The 22747-nt window shown below is 68.2% G+C and carries 23 protein-coding genes and 1 riboswitch; of the genes, 16 read left to right on the top strand and 7 right to left on the bottom strand.

Features of this window, described 5'->3' with window-relative positions; translation table 11 throughout:
* Positions 1–28: 28 nt before the first annotated feature.
* From L880_RS0105415 to L880_RS0105405, 3 genes are all read right to left on the bottom strand, one after another.
* Complete coding sequence (locus L880_RS0105415; protein ID WP_027474811.1) at positions 29–514, bottom strand: RNA recognition motif domain-containing protein; 486 nt, start codon at positions 512–514, stop codon at positions 29–31.
* A gap of 238 nt (positions 515–752) precedes the next feature.
* On the bottom strand, positions 753–983 hold the full coding sequence (locus L880_RS31690; RefSeq protein ID WP_043328601.1) for a zf-HC2 domain-containing protein: 231 nt from the start codon (positions 981–983) through the stop codon (positions 753–755).
* Positions 980–1546: a sigma-70 family RNA polymerase sigma factor gene (locus L880_RS0105405; protein WP_027474810.1), complete on the bottom strand. Its 567-nt coding sequence runs from the start codon at positions 1544–1546 to the stop codon at positions 980–982. Before L880_RS0105405 ends, L880_RS31690 begins: the two co-directional genes overlap by 4 nt.
* Before the next feature lie 179 nt (positions 1547–1725).
* Between L880_RS0105405 and L880_RS0105400 the strand changes: the two genes are divergently transcribed.
* The 4 genes from L880_RS0105400 to L880_RS0105385 are packed head-to-tail and all read left to right on the top strand — an operon-like array spanning position 1726 to position 4206.
* Entirely contained in the window at positions 1726–2013 is a 288-nt protein-coding gene (locus L880_RS0105400; protein WP_027474809.1) for a BufA1 family periplasmic bufferin-type metallophore, read from the top strand.
* 29 nt (positions 2014–2042) lie between these two features.
* Entirely contained in the window at positions 2043–2945 is a 903-nt protein-coding gene (locus L880_RS0105395; protein ID WP_051443081.1) for an MbnB/TglH/ChrH family RiPP precursor modification enzyme, read from the top strand.
* Positions 2942–3730, top strand: coding sequence for a DUF2063 domain-containing protein (locus L880_RS0105390; RefSeq protein WP_027474807.1), 789 nt, complete (start codon positions 2942–2944; stop codon positions 3728–3730). Before L880_RS0105395 ends, L880_RS0105390 begins: the two co-directional genes overlap by 4 nt.
* A gap of 23 nt (positions 3731–3753) precedes the next feature.
* Complete coding sequence (locus tag L880_RS0105385; RefSeq protein WP_027474806.1) at positions 3754–4206, top strand: DoxX family protein; 453 nt, start codon at positions 3754–3756, stop codon at positions 4204–4206.
* 57 nt (positions 4207–4263) lie between these two features.
* Here L880_RS0105385 and L880_RS0105380 read toward each other — a convergent pair whose 3' ends face one another.
* Positions 4264–5466 (bottom strand): ammonium transporter, encoded by a 1203-nt coding sequence (locus L880_RS0105380; RefSeq protein ID WP_027474805.1) that lies wholly within the window; start codon positions 5464–5466, stop codon positions 4264–4266.
* Positions 5467–5656: 190 nt separating this feature from the next.
* A riboswitch (yybP-ykoY riboswitch) is annotated at positions 5657–5860 on the top strand.
* 6 nt (positions 5861–5866) lie between these two features.
* On the opposite strand from L880_RS0105380, the gene L880_RS0105375 reads away from it, so the two are divergent.
* The 12 genes from L880_RS0105375 (at position 5867) to L880_RS0105320 (ending at position 19167) form a co-directional block, all read left to right on the top strand.
* Complete coding sequence (locus L880_RS0105375; RefSeq protein WP_027474804.1) at positions 5867–6433, top strand: TMEM165/GDT1 family protein; 567 nt, start codon at positions 5867–5869, stop codon at positions 6431–6433.
* 159 nt (positions 6434–6592) lie between these two features.
* Complete coding sequence (gene metX / locus L880_RS0105370; protein WP_027474803.1) at positions 6593–7729, top strand: homoserine O-succinyltransferase MetX; 1137 nt, start codon at positions 6593–6595, stop codon at positions 7727–7729.
* Positions 7726–8310, top strand: coding sequence for a methionine biosynthesis protein MetW (gene metW, locus L880_RS0105365; protein WP_027474802.1), 585 nt, complete (start codon positions 7726–7728; stop codon positions 8308–8310). The genes metX and metW overlap by 4 nt, the downstream gene beginning before the upstream one ends.
* A 117-nt stretch (positions 8311–8427) precedes the next feature.
* Entirely contained in the window at positions 8428–9204 is a 777-nt protein-coding gene (locus L880_RS0105360) for a FadR/GntR family transcriptional regulator (RefSeq protein WP_027474801.1), read from the top strand.
* Positions 9205–9333: 129 nt separating this feature from the next.
* Complete coding sequence (locus L880_RS0105355) at positions 9334–10647, top strand: MFS transporter (protein WP_027474800.1); 1314 nt, start codon at positions 9334–9336, stop codon at positions 10645–10647.
* Positions 10574–11593 (top strand): L-threonate dehydrogenase, encoded by a 1020-nt coding sequence (gene ltnD / locus L880_RS0105350; protein ID WP_084461041.1) that lies wholly within the window; start codon positions 10574–10576, stop codon positions 11591–11593. The genes L880_RS0105355 and ltnD overlap by 74 nt, the downstream gene beginning before the upstream one ends.
* Before the next feature lie 43 nt (positions 11594–11636).
* Positions 11637–12650, top strand: a complete 1014-nt coding sequence (gene denD / locus L880_RS0105345; protein WP_027474799.1) for a D-erythronate dehydrogenase — start codon at positions 11637–11639, stop codon at positions 12648–12650.
* Positions 12651–12655: 5 nt separating this feature from the next.
* Positions 12656–13924 carry a 3-oxo-tetronate kinase gene (gene otnK / locus L880_RS0105340; protein ID WP_027474798.1) on the top strand — a complete coding sequence of 423 codons (1269 nt, stop codon included), beginning with the start codon at positions 12656–12658 and terminating at the stop codon, positions 13922–13924.
* A 14-nt stretch (positions 13925–13938) separates the two neighbouring features.
* On the top strand, positions 13939–14625 hold the full coding sequence (locus L880_RS0105335) for a class II aldolase/adducin family protein (RefSeq protein ID WP_027474797.1): 687 nt from the start codon (positions 13939–13941) through the stop codon (positions 14623–14625).
* Positions 14626–14655: 30 nt separating this feature from the next.
* Positions 14656–15486 carry a 2-oxo-tetronate isomerase gene (gene otnI, locus L880_RS0105330; RefSeq protein ID WP_027474796.1) on the top strand — a complete coding sequence of 277 codons (831 nt, stop codon included), beginning with the start codon at positions 14656–14658 and terminating at the stop codon, positions 15484–15486.
* A gap of 155 nt (positions 15487–15641) precedes the next feature.
* Complete coding sequence (locus tag L880_RS0105325) at positions 15642–17582, top strand: methyl-accepting chemotaxis protein (protein ID WP_027474795.1); 1941 nt, start codon at positions 15642–15644, stop codon at positions 17580–17582.
* Positions 17583–17706: 124 nt separating this feature from the next.
* Entirely contained in the window at positions 17707–19167 is a 1461-nt protein-coding gene (locus L880_RS0105320) for a methyl-accepting chemotaxis protein (protein ID WP_027474794.1), read from the top strand.
* Positions 19168–19170: 3 nt separating this feature from the next.
* On the opposite strand, the gene L880_RS0105315 is transcribed toward L880_RS0105320, so the two are convergent.
* The 3 genes from L880_RS0105315 to L880_RS0105305 are packed head-to-tail and all read right to left on the bottom strand — an operon-like array spanning position 19171 to position 22735.
* Positions 19171–20472, bottom strand: coding sequence for an HAD family hydrolase (locus L880_RS0105315; RefSeq protein WP_043328599.1), 1302 nt, complete (start codon positions 20470–20472; stop codon positions 19171–19173).
* Complete coding sequence (gene eutC / locus L880_RS0105310) at positions 20469–21338, bottom strand: ethanolamine ammonia-lyase subunit EutC (protein WP_027474792.1); 870 nt, start codon at positions 21336–21338, stop codon at positions 20469–20471. The genes L880_RS0105315 and eutC overlap by 4 nt, the downstream gene beginning before the upstream one ends.
* The gene (locus L880_RS0105305) at positions 21335–22735 is read right to left on the bottom strand and encodes an ethanolamine ammonia-lyase subunit EutB (protein WP_027474791.1); all 1401 of its coding nucleotides are present in this window, start codon (positions 22733–22735) and stop codon (positions 21335–21337) included. The genes eutC and L880_RS0105305 overlap by 4 nt, the downstream gene beginning before the upstream one ends.
* Positions 22736–22747 lie beyond the last annotated feature (12 nt).

Here is a 22747-nt window from a genome sequence, read left to right as displayed (position 1 = left end):
CGCCCAGGTGCGTACGGTTCAAAACCGATCAGTAGCTGTTGCCGCCGCCGTAGCCGCCGCCGCCACCACCGCCGTAGCCGCCACGGCCACCGCCGTTGCCGCCACGCGGGCCAGCGCCGTAGGGGCTGCGGAAGCCGCCTTCGCCGCCACCACCACCGCTGCGGCCGCCGCCGAAGCCGCCACCACCGCCGCCGCTGCGGCCGCCACCACCGTAGCCGCCACCACCGCCGCCGCCGAAGCCGCCACCGCTACGCGGGGGACGGGGTTCCATCGGGCGGGCTTCGTTGACCACCACGCTGCGGCCACCGAGGGATTGACCGTTCATGCCGTTGATGGCGGATTGTGCTTCGGCGTCGCTCGCCATTTCCACAAAGCCGAAACCCTTCGAGCGGCCGGTGTCACGCTCCATCATGACCTTGGCGCTGGTCACAGCACCAAATTGGCCAAAAGCCTGTTCCAGGTCGTTGTCGCGCACCGAGTAAGGCAGGTTGCCGACGTACAGTTTGTTGCCCATCAAGGGACTCCTCAAAAACACATTAACAAAGCGATGGAGTCCCGAAAACGCACACTTCGGACGCGAACCTGACCGATCACCGCAAGCTTGCATGGAATCGAAGCCATGCTTCTGCATTAAAACCATGGTGTATTGAAAAATGCAAGCGTTTTTTGTTTCTTTGCCGGAAATGAACCGAAAAAAAACAAATCCGATTCATGGCCGATATCGGCGGCGCCGGTGACATGTCATTTTGGTGTCAGGGTTGATCGCCAGGTGGGGCGGAATTGTCGGCTTCGCCAGAGTCCGCCTGATGTCGCCATTGGGTGAAGGCGCTGCGCAGGGTCAGCACCTGTTTGGCAAACAGGGGGCAGGCATCGCAGGCGGCCAGGTGCAGCCGCAGCGCCAGCTTCTCTTTCAGGCCCAGCTGGCGGTCTTCTCGGGCCAGCAGCAGGGCGGCCACCTCCTTGCAGTTGCGTCGCAAGATCATGGCGTGACCCTCCGGGGCATGCCGAACCAGTGGATTTCAAGGCACTCCCGCAGCCGCAAGCGGGCCCGGTGCAGTTGCACATACAGGTGGTTCGGGCTCAGTTTGAGTTCCAGGCAGATTTCTTCGCACGACAGCTCCAGCCATTCGCGCATCAGAAACACGCGACCCATGGCCGCCGGCAGGCGTTCGGTGCAGGTCTCCAGCACTTCGATGAATTGGCGCGACTGTAATTGCTGCTCTGGGTTGCCCCAGTCGAGCGGGGTCTGGGCAAAGTGGCCGTCGGCGGTGAAGCTCAGGGCTTCCAGTTCATCGCCCTCGTCGTCACCGGTGTCCAGCACCACTTCGCGGGCGCGCTGGCGCATCTGGTCGACCACCTTGTGCTTCAGGATGCCCACCAGCCAGGTCTTCAGTTGCGATTGCTGTTGAAACGCCTGGGGTCGGCTCAGGGCCGCCAGCAAGGTCTCGGACACCGCGTCCTCGGCCCAGGTCTCGTTGCGCAACTGCAGTCGCGCAAACTTGATCAGATAGGGCCGGTGTTCGGCCAGCTGGTGTTCGAAACTCATGGCCGCAGTGTATTGAAACGGCATGACATGCAAAGCACTGAAAGGCTTGCAAAAAAATATTTCACCAATCTTGTAAGAATCGCCGTGCCGGGCCGACTCACCCTCAACCGGCGATTTGATTGGCCTTCACGGGCCCCGGTTGAAAGTCATTTTCTTCAACGTCACCCCAGGAGTTTTCCATGAACCAACGTGCTTTGTTTGCCGCTGCTGCCGCCTCTTTGCTGTCCTCCGCCCTGCTGGCTTCCGGCCCCGTGCTGGCGCAAGACACGGCCAAGGAAAAATGCTTCGGCATCGCCAAGGCGGGCCAGAATGACTGCGCCAACCTCAGTGGCAGCCATTCGTGTGCCGGCCAGGCCAAGGAAGACATGTCCAAGGCCGACTGGAAGTACGTGGCCAAGGGCACGTGCAAGCAGATGTCGGGCCTGACCATGGACGAAGCCAAGATGGCTGCCGGCAAGAAGGGCTGAGGCTGAAGTTGCCTGAGCAGGAGCATTCCATGTCCGAGCCCTTGCAAGCCCTGCGTTCACCCGAGTCCTGGGTGGGCCTGGGCTGGCGCCAGCCCCACTATGCCGAGCTGCTGCAAGGCGCGCCTGCCCCGGGCTTTCTCGAGGTGCACTCCGAGAACTTCTTCGGCGCCGGGGGCGCCGCGCTCGGGGTGCTGATGCAGGCCCGCGAGCAACACCCCATCAGCCTGCACGGGGTGGGCCTGTCGCTGGGCTCGGCCGTGGGGCTGGACCCCTGGCATCTGGACCAGTTGGCCGAGTTGGTGGCGCGCGTCGATCCGGTGCGCGTCAGCGACCACGCCAGTTTTTCACGCGGGGCCCTGCGTGGTCAGACGGTGCATGCCGCCGATCTGCTCCCCGTGCCCTGGACCACCGAGTCGCTGAACCTGATGGCCAGCCATGTGCAGCAGGTGCAAGACCGGCTGCGCCGCCCGCTGGCGGTCGAGAACCTGTCGGCCTACCTGAGCTGGGCCGAGCATGATTTTTCTGAAGTGCAGTTCCTCGTCGAATTGGCCCGGCGCACCGGCTGCGGGCTGCTGGTCGATTTGAACAACCTGCACGTCAATGCCCGCAACGCCTGGCGCCGCCACCACGGTGCCCAGGTGCCGGAGCCCCTTGAGGGTCTGCTGGAGGTCTCCCGGGCCTGGCTTGATGCGGTGCCCGCCGAGTGCGTGGCCGAGATCCACCTGGCCGGCCATGCCGACACCGGCGAATGGCTGATCGACGACCATGGCAGCCCGACCAGCGAGCCCGTCTGGGCGCTGTACCGGTACGCCGTGTCGCGCTGGGGCCCGCGCCCCACCCTGATCGAATGGGACACCGATCTGCCGCCCTGGGCCGTGCTGATGGACCAGGCCCGGCAGGCTGCAGGCGCGTTGGCGGGGTGTGCCCCATGAGCGAGACCCTGCTGGCGCAGCAGGCGGCGCTGCTGGCCGCGCTGTGGTCGCCCGCCACCGCGGTGCCCTCGGGTGAAGCGGGTTTGCCGGCCTACCAACGCAACGCCCGTGCGGTGGCCGAGCGCGCCCTGGCGGCCGCCTACCCCGTGCTGCGCCAATGTGTGGGCGAAGCCACCTTGGCGGCCCTGGCCCGTGACCATTGGCTGGACTGCCCGCCCCTGCGCGGCGACCTGGCTTGCTGGGGGGCGGATTTGCCCGACTGGCTGGGCCGTCTGGGGCCCGAGCATGAACTGCCCGCCTGGTTGCCTGAGTTGGCCCGGGCCGAGTGGGTGTTGCACCAACTGGCCACCGCACCCGACCCCTTGCCCGAACCCGGCACGCTGGCGCGTCTGGTGCAGGAAGACCCCGATCAGCTGCGCCTGGAACTGTCCGCAGGCACCCAGGTGCTGGCTTTCGAGGCGGCGGTGATCTCTGTCCTGCTGGCCCATGGCCCTGGCGATGGAGGCGCTGAGCCGGCGGCCCAGGCGCTGCAGGCCGCCGGCCAGCGCCTGCAGGCGGGCGAGGCCGAGCGGGCTGTGTTCTGGCGCCAGGGCTGGCGCCCGCGCGTGCGCCTGATCGATGCGGCCGAAGCCGCCTGGCTGCAGGCCCTGCACACCCAGCCCAGCCTGGGCGCGGCCATGCAGTGGCTGGAGGTACACCACCCCGGGCTGGACCTGGGGGCCTGGCTGCAAGAGGCCGTCACGCAAGGCCTGGTGCTGGCTGTGCGCGATGCCATTGCCCACTGAACAACGATGCCACGGAGATTCCCATGACCCCCACAAGCCACCCGATCCTGAAGCCCTACGCCTTGCTGGTGGGGGGGCTGGATGCCCTGCAGCCCGTGGCCGCCTTGCTGGCCCGCCTCTATGTGGCTCAGGTGTTCTTTTTGTCTGGCCTGACCAAGCTGCGTGATTGGGACATCACGCTGGCCTTGTTCCAGGACGAGTACCACGTGCCCTTGTTGCCACCGGCCCTCGCGGCGGTGATGGGCACGGCTGGCGAGGTCGGGCTGCCGGTGCTGCTGGTGCTGGGTTTGGCCGGTCGCATCCCGGCGCTGGGTCTGTCGGTGGTGAACATCATGGCCGTGCTGTCTCTGTCCGAGATCTCGTCGGAGGCGCTGCAAGGCCATGTGTTCTGGGGCAGCCTGCTGGCGGCGCTGGCGATTTTCGGCACCGGCCGCTGGTCCTTGGATGCGCTGTTGGCGCGCTGGTTTCAACGCTGAACGCCCAACAAAAACGCGCCCCTGAGGACGCGCTGCGATCGCTTGGCGTCTGGTGAATTACCAGCTGACCTCGCGGTCCGGGGTGGAGCGGATCTTGTGGATCGACAGGTCGGCGCCCTCGAACTCTTCCTCCTGCGACAGGCGCAGCCCCAGCGTGACCTTGAGCAGGCCATAGACCACCAGGCCGCCCACGGCGGCCCACGCCACCCCCATGGCGGTGCCGATCAACTGGGCACCCAGGCTCACGCCGCCCAGGCCGCCCAAGGCCTTGCTGCCGAACAGGCCGGCGGCCACGCCGCCCCAGGTGCCGCACAGGCCGTGCAGGGGCCACACGCCCAGCACGTCATCGATCTTCCACTTGTTCTGGGTCAGGGTGAACATCAGCACGAAGATCGTGCCGGCCACGGCGCCCACCACCAATGCCCCAAGTGGGTGCATCAGGTCCGAGCCGGCGCACACGGCCACCAGGCCGGCCAGCGGGCCGTTGTGCACAAAGCCTGGGTCGTTCTTGCCCAGCACCAGGGCCGCCAGCGTGCCGCCCACCATGGCCATCAGCGAATTCACGGCCACCAGGCCCGAGATCTTGTCCAGGGTCTGGGCGCTCATCACGTTGAAGCCGAACCAGCCCACCACCAGAATCCAGGCGCCCAGCGCCAGAAACGGGATGTTCGAGGGCGGGTGGGCCGAGATGGCGCCGTCCTTGCGGTAACGGTTGGCGCGCGAACCCAGCAGCACCACGGCCGGCAGGGCGATCCAGCCGCCCACCGCGTGCACCACCACCGAGCCGGCGAAGTCGTGGAACTCCTCGCCCGTCAAGGCCTTGATCCAGGCCTGCACGCCAAAGTGCTGGTTCCAGGCGATGCCCTCGAAGAAGGGGTAGATGAAGCCCACGATCACCGCGGTGGCGATCAGCTGGGGCCAGAAGCGGGCGCGTTCGGCAATGCCGCCCGAGATGATGGCCGGGATGGCCGCGGCAAAGGTCAGCAAAAAGAAGAACTTCACCAGCTCATAGCCGTTCTTGGCGGCCAGTTCCTCTGCGCCCACAAAGAAATGGGTGCCGTAGGCGACGCCGTAGCCGACCACGAAGTACACCACGGTCGAAATCGAGAAATCCACCAGGATCTTCACCAAGGCATTGACCTGGTTTTTCTGCCGGACCGTGCCCAGCTCAAGAAAGGCAAAGCCGGCGTGCATGGCCAGAACCATCACGGCGCCCAGCAGAATGAACAAGGCGTCTGCGCCCTGTTTTAGTGCTTCCATAGTGTCCTCGTGGAGAAAATGAACTGAAATGGTGCATTCGATGCTTGGAGCACGAATGCGCACCAGGACAAAGCAATAAATGCGCCATAAAGGTGATGTGCGCCTGATGCTGGTGCGCATCAGGCCGAGACACCCCGATTCGGTGCATCGCCGTGCCCCGTGGAGGGCCTTGCGGATTGGGTACACTGGCGCCCTGTTCAAGGGGGAGTAGCCTCCCTTCCGGGCCCCAGCTGGCCCGCGAGAGGGGTTTGCGTCAACAGACTTGTGCGCCGCCATCGAGGTGAGTGCCCATGGCGCAAACGGTCTGCGGACCTGGCGAGACCTTTGACTGCGCAGCCCCCGTTTTTGGCCGGGGGGTGCCGCGCAGTCATGGGTTTTGTCCGGCCGGAGTTTTTTCCCCATGGAAGCCTTCCTCGTCTCCACCGGCATCGTCGCCCTCGCTGAAATGGGCGACAAGACGCAGCTGCTCTCGCTGGTCCTCGCCGCCCGTTTCCGCAAGCCCTGGCCCATCGTGCTGGGCATCTTCGTTGCCACCGTGGTCAACCATGGCTTGGCCGGCGCCGTGGGCGCCTGGGTCACCACCGTGCTCGGGCCGCAGTGGCTGCGCTGGATCCTGGGCGCCTCGTTCATCGCCATGGCGGTGTGGATGCTGATCCCCGACAAGCTCGATGACGACGACACCGGCGGCGCCTCGCCCCGCCTGGGCATTTTCGGCACCACCGTGGTGGCCTTCTTCCTGGCCGAGATGGGCGACAAGACCCAGATCGCCACCGTCATGCTGGCCGCGCAGTACCAGGCCTGGGCGGCCGTGGTGGCGGGCACCACCCTGGGCATGATGCTGGCCAACGCCCCGGTGGTCTGGCTGGGGGACCGCCTCACGCGGCGGGTGCCGATCCGGGTGGTGCATTTGGTGTCGGCCCTGATCTTTGCCGTGCTGGGGGGGCTGGCGCTGTTCGCCCCGGCATGACGCATGAGAGGTGCTCCTTGCTATACTTCGCCCACCTGTTCACAGGGCGCCGATTTGATTCCAGCTTGCGGGCGCCGAAACCACCGTGTTTCGAAATTCAGCTAAAGACAGATAGGCTCAACCCGGTCTCGTTTTTGGCGAACCGGGTTTTTTGTTGCCATGAGTTTTCTAGCCACACCTCAGTTCATGACCTTCGAGGCCCCGCTGCCCCTGCAAAGCGGCGCCTCGATACGCGGTTACACCCTCGCCTACGAGACCTACGGCACGCTGAACGCCGAGCGCTCCAACGCCGTGCTGATCTGCCACGCCCTCAATGCCTCGCACCACGTGGCGGGTGTCTATGAAGGCCAGCCCAAGTCCGAAGGCTGGTGGGACAACATGATCGGCCCGGGCAAGCCGGTGGACACCAACCGCTACTTCGTGATCGGCGTGAACAACCTGGGTTCGTGCTTCGGCAGCACCGGGCCCATGCATGTGAACCCCGATACCGGCCGCGTCTATGGCGCCGATTTCCCCGTGGTCACGGTCGAGGACTGGGTCAACGCCCAGGCCCGGCTGCTCGATGCACTGGGCATCCAGCAGCTGGCGGCGGTCATGGGCGGCAGCCTGGGCGGCATGCAGGCCCTGAGCTGGACCCTGCAGTACCCCGAGCGCATGCGCCACGCCGTGGTGGTGGCCAGCGCGCCCAACCTGAACGCCGAGAACATCGCCTTCAACGAGGTGGCGCGCCGCGCCATCGTCACCGACCCCGATTTCCACGGCGGGCACTTCTACGAGCACAACGTGGTGCCCAAGCGCGGCCTGCGCATCGCCCGCATGATCGGTCACATCACCTACCTCAGCGACGACGTGATGAACGAGAAGTTCGGTCGCCAGCTGCGCGAGGCCGTGGTCGACAGCGCCACCGGCTACCGCTATTCGACCCAGGACGTCGAGTTCCAGATCGAGAGCTACCTGCGCTACCAGGGCGACAAGTTCAGCGAATACTTCGACGCCAACACCTACTTGCTGATCACCCGCGCGCTCGACTATTTCGACCCCGCCCGCTCCTTCGGCGGCAGCCTCAGCGCCGCCCTGGCCCAGGCGAAATGCCGCTTTCTGCTGGTCAGCTTCACCACCGACTGGCGCTTTTCGCCCCAGCGCAGCCGCGAGATCGTCAAGGGCCTGCTCGACAACCGCCGCGACGTCAGCTACGCCGAGATCGATGCGCCGCACGGCCACGATGCCTTCTTGCTCGAAGACCCGCGCTACCTCGACGTGGTGCGCGCCTATTTCAACCACAAGGTGCCGGCATGAGCGACGCCCACAACCTCCAAAGCATTGCCGCCCTGGTGCCCCGCGGCGCCCGCGTGCTCGACCTGGGCTGCGGTGACGGCGCCTTGCTCGATGTGCTGCAGCGCGAGCGCGGCTGCACCGGCTATGGCATCGAGATCGATGACGCCAACGTGCTGGCCTGCGTCAAGCGCGGCGTCAACGTGATCCAGCTCAACCTGGACGAAGGCCTGTCCATGTTCGACGACGCCTCGTTCGACGTGGTGCTGCAGATCGACACCCTGCAGCACCTGCGCAATGCCGAGGTGATGCTGCGCGAGACCGCCCGCGTGGGCAAGACCGGCATCGTCGCCTTCCCCAACTTCGCGCACTGGCCCAACCGCCTGAGCGTGCTGCGCGGGCGCATGCCGGTCACCAAGCGCCTGCCCTACCAGTGGTACGACACGCCCAACATCCGGGTCGGCACCTTTGCCGACTTCATCGACCTGGCGCACAAGAACGCGCTGCGCATCGTCGACGCCTTCGGCCTGGAGCAGGGGCGCGAAGTGCGCTGGCTGCCCAACGCGCGGGCCGGAACCGCTGTTTTCAAGTTCGTGCGGGCCTGAGTCGGGGCTGCTGGCGGGCCGGGTAAACCGCAGCCCGAAAGGGCGGCGGCCTGGGCTAAAGTTGTACGATCAATTTTCCTCTCCACGCTTTTTCTCCACGTACAAGGCGCTCTGCCCATGACCCCCCAGTTCCAGACCATCACCCCCGGCGCCCGCCTGTCCGACCAGGTGGCCGAGGCGCTGGCGGCCGAGATCCGGGCTGGGCGGCTGGCGGTGGGGGCCAAGCTGCCCACCGAGGCGGTGCTGGTGGCGCAGTTCGCCGTCAGCCGCACCGTGGTGCGCGAGGCGGTGTCGCGCCTCAAGTCGCTGGGCCTGGTCGATTCGCGTCAGGGCAGCGGCGTGTATGTGCGCGAAAAGTCCTTTCAGCCGCTGAATTTCGATGCCCGCCATGCGGTCTCCAAGAGCGCCGTGGTGCAGATGGCCGAGGTGCGCCGGGCCCTGGAGGCCGAGGTGGCCGGCCTGGCCGCCGAGCGCCGCACCCCCGATGACGTGCTGCGCGTGCGCCAGGCCATCGAGGCCTTGGATGCCGCGGTGCGGGCCGGCGGCGACGGCGTCAATGAAGACGTGCTGTTCCACCGCGCCATCGCGGATGCGGCGCGCAACCCCTTCCTGATCGGCACGCTGGAGTACCTGAGCCAGTTCCTTCGCGGCGCCACCCAGGTCACCCGGGCCAACGAGGCGCGCCGCGCCGACTTTGCCCGCGAGGTGGCTGAAGAGCACCAGCGCATCTGGCGCGCCATCGAGGCCGGCGACCCCCTGGCCGCCCGCGCCGCCGCGGCCGGCCACATGGACAACGCCATCCGCCGCATCGAGCAGGCCGACCCCGCTTTCTGGCAGCAGCAGGGCCAGGCCCTGGCCGAACCCTTGATCAAGGCACTGTCACCGTCAACCTGAAGGCCTGTTGTCCAAGGGTAAACCCGATGTTTTGAGTTGTCCTTAAATTTGTATGATAACCATATGAATACGCCGTGGGGTGATCCCGCCCGCTGCAGCCCGGCGTTCCAACCAAGGAAGACAACCCTCATGACCACGCAAACCCTGGCGGGTGCCACCGCTGCGCCGCCCGATCTCGAACGTCAGACCTACGCCAAAGTGTTCTGGCGCCTGGTGCCCTTTCTCATGCTGTGCTATGTCGTGGCCTACCTGGACCGCGTCAACGTGGGCTTTGCCAAGCTCCAGATGGCGCAAGACCTGGGCTTCAGCGAAACCGTGTTCGGCCTGGGCGCCGGCATCTTCTTCCTGGGCTACTTCCTGTTCGAGGTGCCCAGCAACATCCTGATGAGCAAGGTGGGCGCGCGCATCTGGATCGCCCGCATCATGATCACCTGGGGCCTGCTCTCGGCGGCCTTTCTCTTCGTCAAGACGCCCACCCAGTTCTACGTGCTGCGCTTTCTGCTCGGCCTGGCCGAGGCGGGCTTCTACCCTGGCGTGATCCTGTACCTCACGCTGTGGTACCCGGCGCACCGCCGCGCCAAGATCGTGGCGGTGTTCATGTCGGCCATTCCGGTGGCCGGCATCTTCGGCAACCCGCTGTCGGGCTGGATCATGGAGTCCTTCCACCAGACCGCCGCCCTGAGCGGCTGGCAGTGGATGTTCCTGATCGAGGCCGTTCCCGCCCTGGTGATCGGCCTGGCCGTGCTGGCCTACCTGGACAACAACGTGGCCGAGGCCAAGTGGCTCAGCCCCGAGCAAAAGCGCCTGCTGCAGCACGAGATCGACCTCGATCAAGCCCATGGCAGCAAGGGCCCGCACACCGTGGCCGCGGTCTTCACCGACGCCCGCATCTGGTGGATGGCCGCCATCTACTTCGCCTTCGTGATGGGCCAGTACGCCCTCACCTTCTGGCTGCCCACCCTGGTCAAGGCCACCGGCGTCAAAGGCAACTTCAACATCGGCCTGCTCAGCGCCATCCCCTTCCTGTGCGCCATCGTGGCCATGAACCTGTTCGGCCGCAGCGCCGACAGCAAGCGCGAGCGCCGCTGGCACCTGATCATCCCGGCCCTGATGGGCGCCGTGGGCTTTGCCGTGGCCGCCTCGTTTGCCGACAACACCGTGGTCTCGCTGGTCTTCCTGTCGCTGGCCGCGGCCGGCGTGCTGACCTGCGCGCCGCTGTTCTGGTCGCTGCCCACCGCCTTCCTGTCGGGCACGGCCGCCGCCGCCGGCATTGCCGCCATCAACTCGGTGGGCAACCTGGCCGGCTTTGCCAGCCCCTACCTGATCGGCTACCTGAAAGACCTGACCGGCAGCACCGCCATCGGCATGTATGTGCTGGCCGGCTCGCTGGTGGTGGGCGCCGTGCTGGTGTGGCTCACGCCCAAGCAACTGGTCAACCGCTGAGCCGAACTCTCTCAACCCCCATTCCAGACCTCAAAAAAGGAACCTTCACATGAGCACCATCGGATTCATCGGCCTGGGCGCCATGGGCAGCGGCATGGCCGCCTCACTGCGCCGTGCCGGCCACGCGCTGCAGGTGTTTGACGTGCGCCGCGAGGTGGCCGACGCCTTTGCCGCCCAGGGTGGCCGCGCCTGCGCCTCGCCCGCCGAGGCCGCGCAAGGCGCCGACGTGGTGGTGTCGGTGGTGGTGAACGCGGCCCAGACCGAAGCCGTGCTGTTCGGCGCTGACGGGCAAGGCGGCTGCGCCGCCGCCATGTCGCCCGGCGCCGTGTTCGTGATGTGCTCCACCGTCGACCCAAACTGGTCGGCCGCGCTGGAAACCCGGCTCGAGGCCCTGGGCCTGGGCTATCTGGATGCGCCCATTTCGGGCGGCGCCGCCAAGGCCGCCAGCGGTCAGATGACCATGATGACCGCCGGCCGCCCGGCCGTGTACGACAAGGTCGGCCCCCTGCTCGACGCCATGGCCGCCAAGGTGTACCGCCTGGGTGAGCGCGCCGGCGCCGGCAGCAAGGTCAAGATCATCAACCAGTTGCTGGCCGGCGTGCACATCGCCGCCGCCGCCGAAGCCATGGCCCTGGGCCTGCGCGAAGGCGTCGAGGCCAAGGCCCTGTACGAGGTGATCACCAACAGCGCCGGCAACAGCTGGATGTTCGAGAACCGCATGGCCCACGTGCTGGCGGCCGACTACACCCCCCTCTCGGCGGTGGACATCTTCGTCAAGGACCTGGGCCTGGTGCTCGACACCGCCCGGGCCAGCAAATTCCCGCTGCCGCTGTCCAGCACCGCGCACCAGATGTTCATGCAGGCCTCCACCGCCGGTTTCGGCCGTGAAGATGACAGCGCCGTCATCAAGATTTTCCCGGGCATCACCCTGCCGGGCGCCGAATGACAATCGGCTGAGCCCCCTCACCCCGCCTGCTTCGGAGTACCCCATGCATATCCTCATCACTGGTGGCTGCGGCTTCCTCGGCGCCCGCCTGGCCCGCGCCCTGTTGGCCGCCGGCCAGCTCAGCCTGGCGGGCGCACCCGCCGCCGCGATCACCCGCATCACCCTGGCCGACCGCATGCCGCCGCCGGCCGACCTGTCTGCTGACCCGCGCATCGCCTACCTGGGCGGTGACCTCAACGAGCAACTGGCCGCCGGCCAGTTGCCCGCGGCCGACACCGCGCTGGTCTACCACCTGGCCGCGGCCGTCAGCGGCGAGTGCGAGGCCGACATGGACCTGGGCCTGCACAGCAACCTCGACGCCACCCTGGCCTTGCTGCAGGCCTGCCGCGCCCTGAAGACCACCCCCACCCTGGTGTTCTCCAGCTCGGTGGCCGTGTTCGGCAGCTCGCCCGAGCTGCCCCTGCCCGAGGTCATCGAAGACCTCACCCTGCCCACCCCGCAGGGCAGCTACGGCGTGCAGAAATTCGTCGGTGAGCAACTGGTGGCCGACTTCGGCCGCAAGGGCTTCATCCGCGCCCGCAACGTGCGCCTCATGACCGTCAGCGTGCGCCCCGGCCGCCCCAATGGCGCGGCCTCCAGCTTCTTGAGCGGCATGATCCGCGAGCCCCTGGCCGGCGAGCGCGCCAACTGCCCCGTGTCGCCCGACACCCCGGTGGCCCTGGCCTCGCCCGGGCGCACCATCGCCGGCCTGCTGCGCGCCGCCCAGGCCACCGACGCCGAGTGGGGCCCCCGCGTGGCCCTCAACCTGCCGGCCATCACCACCACCGTGGGCGAGATGGCCCAGGCCCTGGAGCGCGTGGCCGGCCTGGCCGCCACCGCCTTGATCGACTGGCAGCCCGACGCCCGCGTGGCCGCCATCGTCACCAGCTGGCCCAGCCGCATCGCCTCGCGCCGGGCCCAGGCCCTGGGCCTGCTGCCCGATGCCGATTTCGAAACCATCATCCGTGACTACGTGCGCGAAAACCCCGCCGCCGTGAAACTGCCCCTGAAGGCCTGAACCCCATGACCAAGATTGCCCTCGGCTGCATCGCCGACGACTTCACCGGCGCCACCGACCTGGCCAACAACCTGGTGCGCGCCGGCATGCGCGTGGTGCAGACCATCGGCGTGCCCAGCGGCCCCCTGGCCGCCGAGGTCGATGCCGTGGTCGTGGCCCTCAAGTCGCGCACCATCGCCCCGGCCGAAGCCGTGGCCCAGTCGCTGGCCGCCCTGCACTGGCTGCAGGCCCAGGGCGCGCGGCAGATCTACTTCAAGTACTGCTCCACCTTCGACAGCACGCCCGAGGGCAACATCGGCCCCGTCACCGAGGCGCTGATGGATGCGCTGGGCACCGACTTCACCATCGCCACCCCGGCCTTCCCCGACAACAAGCGCACCGTCTTCAAGGGCTACCTGTTTGCCGGCGACGGCCTGCTCAACGAGAGCGGCATGCAGAACCACCCGCTCACCCCCATGACCGACCCGAACCTGGTGCGCGTCATGCAGGCCCAGACAAAGCGCCGGGTCGGCCTGATCGACTACGCCGTGGTGGCCCGGGGCGCCGAGGCCGTGCGTGAGCGCATCGCCGCCCTGCGCGCCGAAGGCGTGGGCGTGGCCGTGGTCGACGCCATCTCCAACGACGACCTGCTGCGCATGGGCCCGGCCCTGGCCGAGCTGCCCCTGCTCACCGCCGGCTCGGGCGTGGCCATTGCCCTGCCGCACAACTTCGGCCTGGCGCCTTCGGCCCAGGCAGCGGCCCTGCCGGCCGCGCGCGGCCTGCAGGCCGTGGTCTCGGGCAGTTGCTCGGTGGCCACCAACCAGCAGGTGGCGCATTTCATCGCCAGCGGCCGCCCGGCCCTGGCCATCGACCCGATCAAGCTGGCAGCGGGCGAAGACGTGGTCGGCCAGGCCCTGGCCTGGGCTGCACCGCTGCTGGCCAGTGGGCCGGTGCTGGTGTACTCCACCGCCGAGCCCGGCGCCGTGAAGGCGGTTCAAGGCCAACTCGGCGTGGCCGAGGCCGGTGCCATGGTCGAGCACGCCGTGGCCGCCATTGCGCGCGGTCTGGTGGCCCTGGGCGTGCACCAGCTGGTGGTCGCCGGTGGCGAGACCTCGGGCGCCTGCGTGCAGGCGCTGGCCATCGCCCAGATGCAGATCGGCCCGCAGATCGACCCGGGCGTGCCCTGGTGCCATGCCGCCTCGCCGGTGGCTGGCGAGGGCGGGCTGCACCTCACGCTCAAGTCGGGCAACTTCGGGGCGGTCGACTTCTTCAGCAAGGCCTTCGCCCTGCTCTGAACCGGAGCACGCCCATGAACGAGAACCAGGCCCGCGAGGCCATCTGCCGCGTCGGCCGCAGCCTGTTCGAGCGCGGCTATGTGCACGCCACCGCCGGCAACATCAGCGTGCGGCTGGACGACGGCTACCTCATCACCCCCACCGATGCCAGCCTGGGCACGCTCGACCCGGCCCGACTGGCCCGGCTCGACGCCCAGGGCCAGCAACTGTCGGGCGACCGCGGCAGCAAGACCATCGTGCTGCACCGGCAGATCTATGACGCCGCCACGCGTTTCGACAGCGGCACCCGCTGCGTCATCCACACCCACAGCACCCACTGCGTGGCCCTGAGCCTGCAGCCCGGCCTGCCTGCCCTGGCACCCCTCACGGGCCAGGAGCTGCTGCCCGCCCTCACCCCCTACTTCGTGATGAAGGTGGGCCATGTGCCCCTGATTCCTTACCACCGCCCCGGTGCGCCCGAGGCCGCCCAGGCCGTGGCCCAGGCCATCGCCCACTACGGCGAGCAGGGCGCGCCCATCCGCGCCGTGATGCTGGAGCGCCTGGGCCCCAATGTGTGGCACGACAGCCCCGAGGCCGCCATGGCCACGCTCGAAGAGCTCGAGGAGACCGCCCGCCTCTGGCTGCTCAGCGCCGGCCAGCCGCCCGCGCTGAGCGCCCCGCAGATCGCTGAATTGCGCACCACCTTCGGTGCGCGCTGGTAACTTCTGATTCCTGACCGGAGAACCCCGTCCATGCCCCGCTTTGCCGCCAACCTGTCCATGCTCTACCCCGAGCTGCCCTTTCTGGAGCGCTTTGGCGCTGCCGCCCGCGATGGCTTCAAGGCCGTCGAGTACCTGTTCCCCTACGCCTTTGCGGCCGAAGACATCCTCGCCCAGTTGAAGGCCCATGGCCTGAGCCAAGCCCTGTTCAACGCCCCGCCCGGCGGCACCGATGCGGCCAGCATCGCCCAGGCCTGGGACGTGGCCGGCGACCGCGGCACCGCCTCGATCCCGGGTCGTGAGGCCGAGTTCCGCGCCGGCATCGCGCTGGCCTTGCAATACGCCCGCGTGCTCGACTGCCCGCGCATCCACCTGATGGCCGGCATGCTGCCCGCCGGCGCCGACCGCGCCCAGCACCGGGCCACCTACATCGCCAACCTGCGCTGGGCCGCGGCCGAAGCCGCGCGCGAGGGCCGCGACGTGCTGATCGAGCCCATCAACCAGCGCGACATGCCCGGCTTCTTCCTGAGCCGCCAGGACGATGCCCATGCCGTGATCGCCGAGGTGGGCGCAGCCAACCTCAAGGTGCAGATGGACCTGTACCACCTGCAGATCGTCGAAGGCGATGTGGCCATGAAGCTGCGCCAGTACCTGCCCACGGGCCGCGTCGGCCACCTGCAGATCGCGGGCGTGCCGCAGCGCCACGAACCCGATCTGGGCGAGCTCAACTTCGACTACCTGTTCAGCGTCATCGACGAACTGGGCTATGAAGGCTGGGTGGGTTGCGAGTACCGCCCCGCCCGTGGCGCCACCCCCGGCGGCACCTCCGAGGGCCTGGGCTGGCTGCGTCGCGCCACCGCCTGAGCCCTCGGCCGCAGGGCGATCTGATACGTCTGATCGCCTGATGTGTGAATGGCTACGGGATTCCCGCAGTGGCTGGGCTTCACCCTGTGTTTCAGAATGTTTTGACCAGGCAACCGACGGCGTGTCATCCAACCGACCTGGAACAGGGGATCCCCATGGCCAAACTCACGTCTTCCAGCTCCCAGCGCTCCGTGGCCCGCGAGGTCTCCTTGCTGGCCATCGCCATGCTGGCCGTGGTGCTGGTGGCGGCCAGTCTGGCCATCAGCAGCATCACCGCGCGCACCGCCCGCCAACAGGTGCAGGCCCTGGCGGCCGACAAGGCCGAGAACGTGGTGCAGGTGCTGGAGTCGCAGGACGCCACCGCCCGCGAGCTGGTGCGGCGCTCCTTCAAATCCTTCAAGCTGGCGTTTCAGCCCACCATGAGCCTCAATGAGGACAACGGTGAGCTGCAGAGCTATGGCATCGCCGTCAACAACGACTTCAGCCAGGTCGACAAATTCACCAAGGACACCGGCGGCGTGGCCACCGTCTTTGCCCGCAAGGGTGACGATTTCATGCGCGTCACCACCTCGCTGAAAAAGCCCGATGGCGAGCGCGCCCTGGGCACCCCGCTGGACCGCCAGCACCCGGCCTATGCACGGCTGCAGGCCGGGCAGACTTACACCGGCCGCGCCGTGCTGTTCGGCAAGCCCTACATGACGCACTACGAGCCGGTCAAGGACGACGCCGGCAAGGTGGTGGGCGCCCTGTTCGTGGGCAATGACATCTCGATCTTCGAAGAGGCGGTGTTCAAGCAGGCCCAGGAGACCCGCTTCTTCGACAGTGGCGGCCTGTATGTGATCGACCCTGGCAAGTCGGCCGAGGAGGCCCGCTTCCTGGCCCATCCCCAGGCCTCGGGCAAGCGGGTGCTGGAGGTGGTGACCCAGGCGGGCCCCTTCCTGGATCGCCTGCGCCAGGCCGACGGCGCAGAGGCCGCCCTCAGCGATGCCACCCCGCTGCGTGGGGTCGATCTGGTCGACCCCTGGGCCGTGCGCCAGGTCGTGAAGACACAAGGCTGGTGGGTGGTGGCCGAGGTGTCCGATCGCGAGGCCATGGCCAGCCACCGCGCCACCATGGGCTGGGTCTGGGGCGTGATTGCCCTGGCGGTGCTGGGCCTGGGCGGCGGCCTCTTCTGGCTGCTGCGCCGGCGTGTCAGCCAGCCCCTGCGCGAGCTCACGGCGGCCGTCACCACGGTGGCCCAGGGCCAGCTCACGCGCAGCTTCAGCAGCGACCGCCAGGACGAGATCGGCGCCCTGGTGCGCGAGGTCGACGCCATGCGCCAGCTCTACCTGCGCCTGCTGCTGCAGGTGCGCTCGGCGGTCGAGGGCATCACCAACGCCAGCGTCGAGATCGCCAACGGCAACCAGGACCTGAGCGCGCGCACCGAGCAGACCGCCAGCAGCCTGCAGTCCACCGCGCAGAGCATGGAGCAGATCACGGCCACGGTGCAGCAATCCACCGATGCCGCGCGCCAGGCCAATCAGCTGGCGGCCTCGGCGGCCGAGGTGGCGGCCCGCGGCGGCGCGGTGGTGGGCGAGGTGGTCAAGACCATGGACGCCATCCACAGCAGCTCGCGCAAGATCGCCGACATCATAGGCGTCATCGACGGCATTGCCTTTCAGACCAACATCCTGGCCCTCAACGCGGCGGTCGAGGCCGCGCGCGCCGGCGAGCAGGGGCGGGGCTTTGCGGTGGTGGCCGGCGAGGTGCGCACCCTGGCCCAGCGCAGCGCCCAGGCCGCCCGCGAGATCAAGGCCTTGATCGGCAACTCGGTCGAGGCCGTCGAATCCGGGGCCCAACTGGTGGGCAGCGCCGGCACCACCATGAGCGACATCGTCAGCTCGGTGCACCGCGTCGGCGACATCGTGGGCGAGATCTCATCGGCCGCGGTCGAGCAGTCCAACGGCATCGGCCAGGTCAACGGGGCGGTCAACCAACTCGACCAGATGACCCAGCAGAACGCCGCCCTGGTGGAGGAATCGGCCGCCGCTGCAGCCAGCCTGCGCGACCAGGCCACGCGCCTGTCCGAGGCCATCCAGGCCTTCCACCTGGGATAGTTCCGGCCGGCGTGGCGCCCGGCAAGTCCACAACCGTTCGGCGGCTTTCTGCGACCTTTTGAGACTATTTGGTCAGAATATGACCCAATATTCCAGTTTCAAACAAACCAGTAGGTCGCGCCCCATGATCCCCGCATCCAACACCGCTGCTGATCGCCTGAAAACTGACACACCCGATGCCTCCCGGGCGGTCTGGCCCGATCGGATGATGCTGGTCGCCATGGTGCTGAGTGCGCTCGCTGCCCTGCTGCTCGGGTGGCTGCATGGCACCTTGTCCCTGGCCCTCGGGGTCGCGCTGCCCCTGCTGTTGCTGTGCGGCCTGGGGCAGGCCGTTGCCCCGGCCACTCTGTTCTCGCGATTGCTGCTGACCACAGGCCTGGCGGCCACGGTCATGCTGCACATCCAGCTGGCCCAAGGCCAGGTCGAGTACCACTTCGGTGTCTTTGTGACGCTGGCCTTGCTGCTGGTGTACCGCGACTGGCGCCCCATCGTGCTGGCCGCCGCCCTGTTCGCCGTGCACCACGTGCTGTTCGATCGCTTGCAGGCCGCCGGTTTCGGGGTCTATTGCGTGACCCAGCCCGACTTCGGGCGGGTGCTGGTGCATGCGGTCTATGTGGTCATTCAGACCTCGCTCGAGGTGGTGTTTGCCGTGGCCATGAAGCGGGCCGGCACCGAGGGCGCTGAATTGGCTCGCCTGGTCGCCCATGTGTCGGACAGCGGCCACCTCCGGCTAGACGTGTCTGAGCTGGTGCTGCGTTCAGCGCCGGCGCAGGCCCTGCAACAGGCGCTGCTGCGTGTGCACAGCGCCGTGTCGCAGGTTCACGCCTCCACCAGCAGCATCGAGTCGGCCTGCAGGGAGATCTCGATCGGCAACCTCGACCTCAGCCACCGCACCGAGCAGACGGCCAGCCACCTGGCCCAGGCCGCCTCCAGCCTGGGGCAGTTGACGGTCACGGTGCAGCATTCCGCCGAATCGGCCCGTCAGGCCAACGAGCTGTCGGGCTCGGCGGCCCAGGTGGCCGAACAGGGTGGTGAGGCGGTGCGCCAGGTGGTCAGCACCATGGAGGCGATCCAGGTCAGCTCCAGCCGAATTGCCGACATCACCGGGGTGATCGACGGCATTGCGTTTCAAACCAATCTGCTGGCGCTCAATGCCGCTGTCGAGGCCGCCAGGGCCGGCGAGCAGGGCCGTGGCTTTGCGGTGGTGGCCAGCGAGGTGCGCAACCTGGCCAAGCGCAGCGCCGAAGCCGCGCGCGAGATCAAGTCGCTGATCAGCCAGTCGGCCGAAAAAGTCGAAGCCGGCACCCAGCAGGTGCATGCGGCCGGCCGCACCATGGACGACATCATGGCTTCGGTGCAGCGCGTCAAGCACATCATTGCCGACATCTCTTTGGTGGCCGGTGAGCAGTCTCAAGGCTTGAGCCAGGTGCACACCGCCGTGGGCGGGCTGGATCAGATGACCCAGCAGAACGCGGCCCTGGTCGAGCAATCGGCGGCCGCCGCCGCCAGCCTGACCGAGCAGGCCGAGCGCCTGGCCCAGGCGGTGGCCATTTTCCAGTCGTCGCAGCCCCTGCTGGAGGGGTGATCGTTATTTCAGCGCCTTGGCAGCCGTCGCCCCCAGCGGCGTGTGCAGTTGGCTGGGCACGAAGCGGCCGGTGTTGTCGTCACGGCCTTGCAGCAGGTAGCGGGTGTCGGGCTTGCCGTAGTTCTGCACCGCCAGGGCCGAGAACTGGCCGATGGCGCTCTTGGGGTCGCGCAGGCGGTTCACGATCAACACCTTCTGGGTATCGCTGAAGTCGGCCATCATGTTCTGGTCGCCTTCGCTGTCGCCCGCGATGAACACCGGCCCATAGCCGTAGCGGCTGACCAGGAAGCGCTGGATGCTGCGCGTCTTGCCCGGGCCCTGGGTCTGGTCGTAGCCGTGGCGGTAGTCGGGCAGGATGCGGCCCTGGGCGTCACGCTCAAGCTCCATGGCCAGCACATTGCCTTCCTTCACCTGGTAGCCGAAGGCCGGGTTGGACGAGATCTCCTTGATCACGTCCACGAAGGAGGCCGAGCACACCCACACATCAAAGCCGGCGGCCTTGAAGCGCCCGTACAGGTCCTGCATCTCGGGCACCAGGCGCAGGCCGTTCTTCCAGCTCACCGACACCAGACCGGCGCGGCCCGGCAGCTCGGCCGGCGTGCTCCATTTCACCTTCTCGACCGGCTGGGTCTGCTGCCACTTCACCGTGTCCACCGTGAGTTGGCGCACCTGGGCTTCGGTCATGCCGGCAAACAGGTAGGTCACCCAGGGGTAGGCGGTGTCGTGGTCGAAGGTGTCGCCGATCGCCTCGTACAGGTAGCGCACCTTGGTCACAAAGGCCTGGTAGTGCGGGCTGCGTTGTACCTCGGCCAGGGGCTGCTGGCCCTTCAGGCCGCTGTAGTGGGTGTACAGCCAGCGGTAGCTGTCCAGGATGTCGGGCACGATGGTGTCGATGCTCACCGGCTGGCCCGCCGCATTGTTGTTGGCCGGCTTGAAGGCGGTGGCCGGGATGTTGCGGCGCAGCGCCACTTCCAGCTGCTCGGGGCTGGCGCCGAAGCGCAGGTTCTCGAGTTGGTAGATCAGCGCGGCTTCTTCGATGTCCAGGAACACGCTGGTGTTGTCCCAGTCGAACACCACATAGGGCGGCTTGGCCGGGTTGTAGCCGGCGCTGGTCTTGCCCACGCGCGCGATCAACTCATTGATCTGCTGGCGGTTGAAGCTCTCCCACTGCCCGGGGGCCAGGGTCTGGGGGGCGGCGGCCTGGACGGCGGTCGGAGGGCTGCTGCAGCCGGTGCTGGCCAGGGCGGCCAGCAGGCTCAGCGCCAGCGTCAGGGGGGCGAGGCGGAGCAAGGCAGGGGTCTTCATGTTTTCTCCTGGGATGAGGGGGGAGTGCTGACAAGGGATTCGGGGCGCGGCGCGGCGCCGGGTAGCCAGGCCTCGGCCTCGCTGTCGTCTTTCAGGGCCACGCCGCTCAGGCCGCGCTGCAGGGCCTGGCGGATCAGCCAGGCCAGCTTGTGCGCGGCCTGCGGGTAGTGCAGGCCCTCCGGGCGCACGTTGGAAATGCAGTTGCGCTGGGCATCGTGGCGGCCCACGCGGGGGTCATGGGTCAGGTAGATGCCCAGGCTGTCGGGCGAGCTCAGGCCGGGGCGTTCGCCGATCAGGATCACGCTCAGGTGCGCACCCAGGGCCTCGCCCACCTCGTCGGCCACGGCCACCCGGGCCTGCTGCACCAGCACCACCGGGGCCAGGCGCCAGCCCGGGGCCAGGCGCGGCAGCAGCGCCGCCAGCAGCGGGGCGGCATGGCGCTGCACCGCCAGCGACGACAGGCCGTCGCCCACCACCACGCACAGCTCGGGCGCCGGCCCCGCCGCGGCGGCCAAGGCGCGCAGGCGCTGCGCGTCGTCGGGGGCCAGGCGGCGGCCCAGATCGGGGCGGCGCAGGTACTCGGTGCGGTCGCCGGCCTGGCTGCGCACCTGGAGCACGCCGTGGCCGGCCTGCTCCAGCGTGGCCTGCAGGGCGGCCGTGTCCAGCGGGGTGTGGATGGCGTCGCGCGCCATGGCATGGGCCAGGCCGAAACGCAGGGTCTCATCGGTGGGGATGGCCACACCGGCCCGCCCCAGCGCAATGCGCGCCGGCGTGCTGCGGCGCCAGTCGGTCCAGGGCATGGGGGTCACGCCCTCGGCCTGCTCCGGTGCCGCAAGCGCTGGCGCTGGTCGTTTCGGGGGGCTCATGCGCTGCCTCCCTGGCCCAGGCGGCCCAGATGGCTCAGCAGGGGGTGGCCCTGGCCCGGGCTCAGCAGTTGCCCGGCCGCGTCGGTGATCTGCTGGGCCTGCAGCCAGGCCTCGAACTCGGGGGCCCGCTGCAGGCCCAGGGTCTCGCGCAGGAACAGGGCGTCGTGGAACGAGGTGCTCTGGTAGTTGAGCATCACGTCATCCGCGCCCGGCACCCCGATCAGAAAGTTCAGCCCGGCGCTGGCCAGCAGCACGCTGAGCGTGTCCATGTCGTCCTGGTCGGCCTCGGCGTGGTTGGTGTAGCAGATGTCGCAGCCCATGGGCAGGCCCAGCAGCTTGCCGCAGAAGTGGTCTTCCAGGCCGGCGCGGATGATCTGCTTGCCGTCGTACAGGTACTCGGGCCCGATGAAGCCCACCACCGTGTTCACCAGCAAGGGCTGGTAGCGCCGCGCCAGCGCATAGGCCCGGGCCTCGCAGGTCTGCTGGTCCACCCCACCATGGGCGTTGGCCGACAGGGCGCTGCCCTGGCCGGTCTCGAAATACATCACGTTCTGGCCCAGCGTGCCGCGCTGCAGCGAACGGGCCGCCGCACAGGCCTCGTCGAGCAGCTCGGGGCTCACGCCGAAGCTGCGGTTGGTCAGTTCGGTGCCGCCGATCGACTGGAACACCAGGTCCACCGGCACGCCGTCCTCGATCAGCTGCAGCGTGTTGGTCACATGGGTCAGCACACAGGCCTGTGTCGGGATCGCCAGGCGCTGGATCAGCTCGTCAAAGCCATGGCACAGCCGGGCCAGCGTGGGCAGGCTGTCGGACACCGGGTTGATGCCGATCACCGCATCGCCCGCGCCCATCATCAGCCCGTCCAGCACCGAGGCCGCCACCCCGCGCAGCTCGTCGGTCGGGTGGTTGGGCTGCAGCCGCACGGCCAGCGTGCCCGGCAGGCCCAGGGTGTTGCGAAAGCGGGTCACCACCCGGGTCTTGCGCGCCACCGCGATCAGGTCCTGGTTGCGCATGAGCTTGCTCACCGCGGCCACCATCTCCGGCGTCAGGCCGGGGGCCAGTGCGCTCAGCGTGGCGGTGTCGGCGGCCGGGCCCAGCAGCCAGTTGCGGAAGTCGCCCACCGTCAGGTGGGCCACCGGGGCAAAGGCCTGGGCGTCGTGCTGGTCCAGGATCAGCCGCGTGATGTTGTCGCTTTCATAGGGCACCAGGGCCTCGTTGAGGAACACCTTCAGCGGCAGCTCGGCCAGCACATGGCGTGCGGCCATGCGCTGCTGCGCGGTGGCCGCGCCCAGGCCGGCCAGGTAGTCGCCCGAGCGCGCCGGGCTGGCCATCGCCATCACCTGGCGCAGGTCCTCGAAGAAGTGGCCCTGGCCGCCCAGGGTGGTGTGGTAGCGCATGCGGGGGCTCCG

Source organism: Curvibacter gracilis ATCC BAA-807 (genome assembly GCF_000518645.1).
Lineage (GTDB): Bacteria > Pseudomonadota > Gammaproteobacteria > Burkholderiales > Burkholderiaceae_C > Curvibacter > Curvibacter gracilis.
The sequence above is the reverse complement of the archived record's forward strand: the minus strand, read 5'-3'. Positions and strand labels throughout refer to the sequence as shown.

Excerpts from the sequence above, each read along its gene's own strand:
- L880_RS0105415 (WP_027474811.1), bottom strand. The coding sequence starts at position 514 with ATGGGCAACAAACTGTACGTCGGCAACCTGCCTTACTCGGTGCGCGAC.
- L880_RS0105375 (WP_027474804.1), top strand. The coding sequence starts at position 5,867 with ATGGAAGCCTTCCTCGTCTCCACCGGCATCGTCGCCCTCGCTGAAATG.
- L880_RS0105320 (WP_027474794.1), top strand. The coding sequence starts at position 17,707 with ATGATCCCCGCATCCAACACCGCTGCTGATCGCCTGAAAACTGACACA.
- L880_RS0105355 (WP_027474800.1), top strand. The coding sequence starts at position 9,334 with ATGACCACGCAAACCCTGGCGGGTGCCACCGCTGCGCCGCCCGATCTC.
- L880_RS31690 (WP_043328601.1), bottom strand. The coding sequence starts at position 983 with ATGATCTTGCGACGCAACTGCAAGGAGGTGGCCGCCCTGCTGCTGGCC.
- L880_RS0105325 (WP_027474795.1), top strand. The coding sequence starts at position 15,642 with ATGGCCAAACTCACGTCTTCCAGCTCCCAGCGCTCCGTGGCCCGCGAG.
- L880_RS0105385 (WP_027474806.1), top strand. The coding sequence starts at position 3,754 with ATGACCCCCACAAGCCACCCGATCCTGAAGCCCTACGCCTTGCTGGTG.
- L880_RS0105380 (WP_027474805.1), bottom strand. The coding sequence starts at position 5,466 with ATGGAAGCACTAAAACAGGGCGCAGACGCCTTGTTCATTCTGCTGGGC.
- metX (WP_027474803.1), top strand. The coding sequence starts at position 6,593 with ATGAGTTTTCTAGCCACACCTCAGTTCATGACCTTCGAGGCCCCGCTG.
- L880_RS0105405 (WP_027474810.1), bottom strand. The coding sequence starts at position 1,546 with ATGAGTTTCGAACACCAGCTGGCCGAACACCGGCCCTATCTGATCAAG.
- L880_RS0105315 (WP_043328599.1), bottom strand. The coding sequence starts at position 20,472 with ATGAAGACCCCTGCCTTGCTCCGCCTCGCCCCCCTGACGCTGGCGCTG.
- L880_RS0105305 (WP_027474791.1), bottom strand. The coding sequence starts at position 22,735 with ATGCGCTACCACACCACCCTGGGCGGCCAGGGCCACTTCTTCGAGGAC.
- L880_RS0105335 (WP_027474797.1), top strand. The coding sequence starts at position 13,939 with ATGAACGAGAACCAGGCCCGCGAGGCCATCTGCCGCGTCGGCCGCAGC.
- denD (WP_027474799.1), top strand. The coding sequence starts at position 11,637 with ATGCATATCCTCATCACTGGTGGCTGCGGCTTCCTCGGCGCCCGCCTG.
- ltnD (WP_084461041.1), top strand. The coding sequence starts at position 10,574 with ATGTGCTGGCCGGCTCGCTGGTGGTGGGCGCCGTGCTGGTGTGGCTCA.
- L880_RS0105360 (WP_027474801.1), top strand. The coding sequence starts at position 8,428 with ATGACCCCCCAGTTCCAGACCATCACCCCCGGCGCCCGCCTGTCCGAC.
- eutC (WP_027474792.1), bottom strand. The coding sequence starts at position 21,338 with ATGAGCCCCCCGAAACGACCAGCGCCAGCGCTTGCGGCACCGGAGCAG.
- L880_RS0105395 (WP_051443081.1), top strand. The coding sequence starts at position 2,043 with ATGTCCGAGCCCTTGCAAGCCCTGCGTTCACCCGAGTCCTGGGTGGGC.
- otnK (WP_027474798.1), top strand. The coding sequence starts at position 12,656 with ATGACCAAGATTGCCCTCGGCTGCATCGCCGACGACTTCACCGGCGCC.
- L880_RS0105390 (WP_027474807.1), top strand. The coding sequence starts at position 2,942 with ATGAGCGAGACCCTGCTGGCGCAGCAGGCGGCGCTGCTGGCCGCGCTG.
- otnI (WP_027474796.1), top strand. The coding sequence starts at position 14,656 with ATGCCCCGCTTTGCCGCCAACCTGTCCATGCTCTACCCCGAGCTGCCC.
- L880_RS0105400 (WP_027474809.1), top strand. The coding sequence starts at position 1,726 with ATGAACCAACGTGCTTTGTTTGCCGCTGCTGCCGCCTCTTTGCTGTCC.
- metW (WP_027474802.1), top strand. The coding sequence starts at position 7,726 with ATGAGCGACGCCCACAACCTCCAAAGCATTGCCGCCCTGGTGCCCCGC.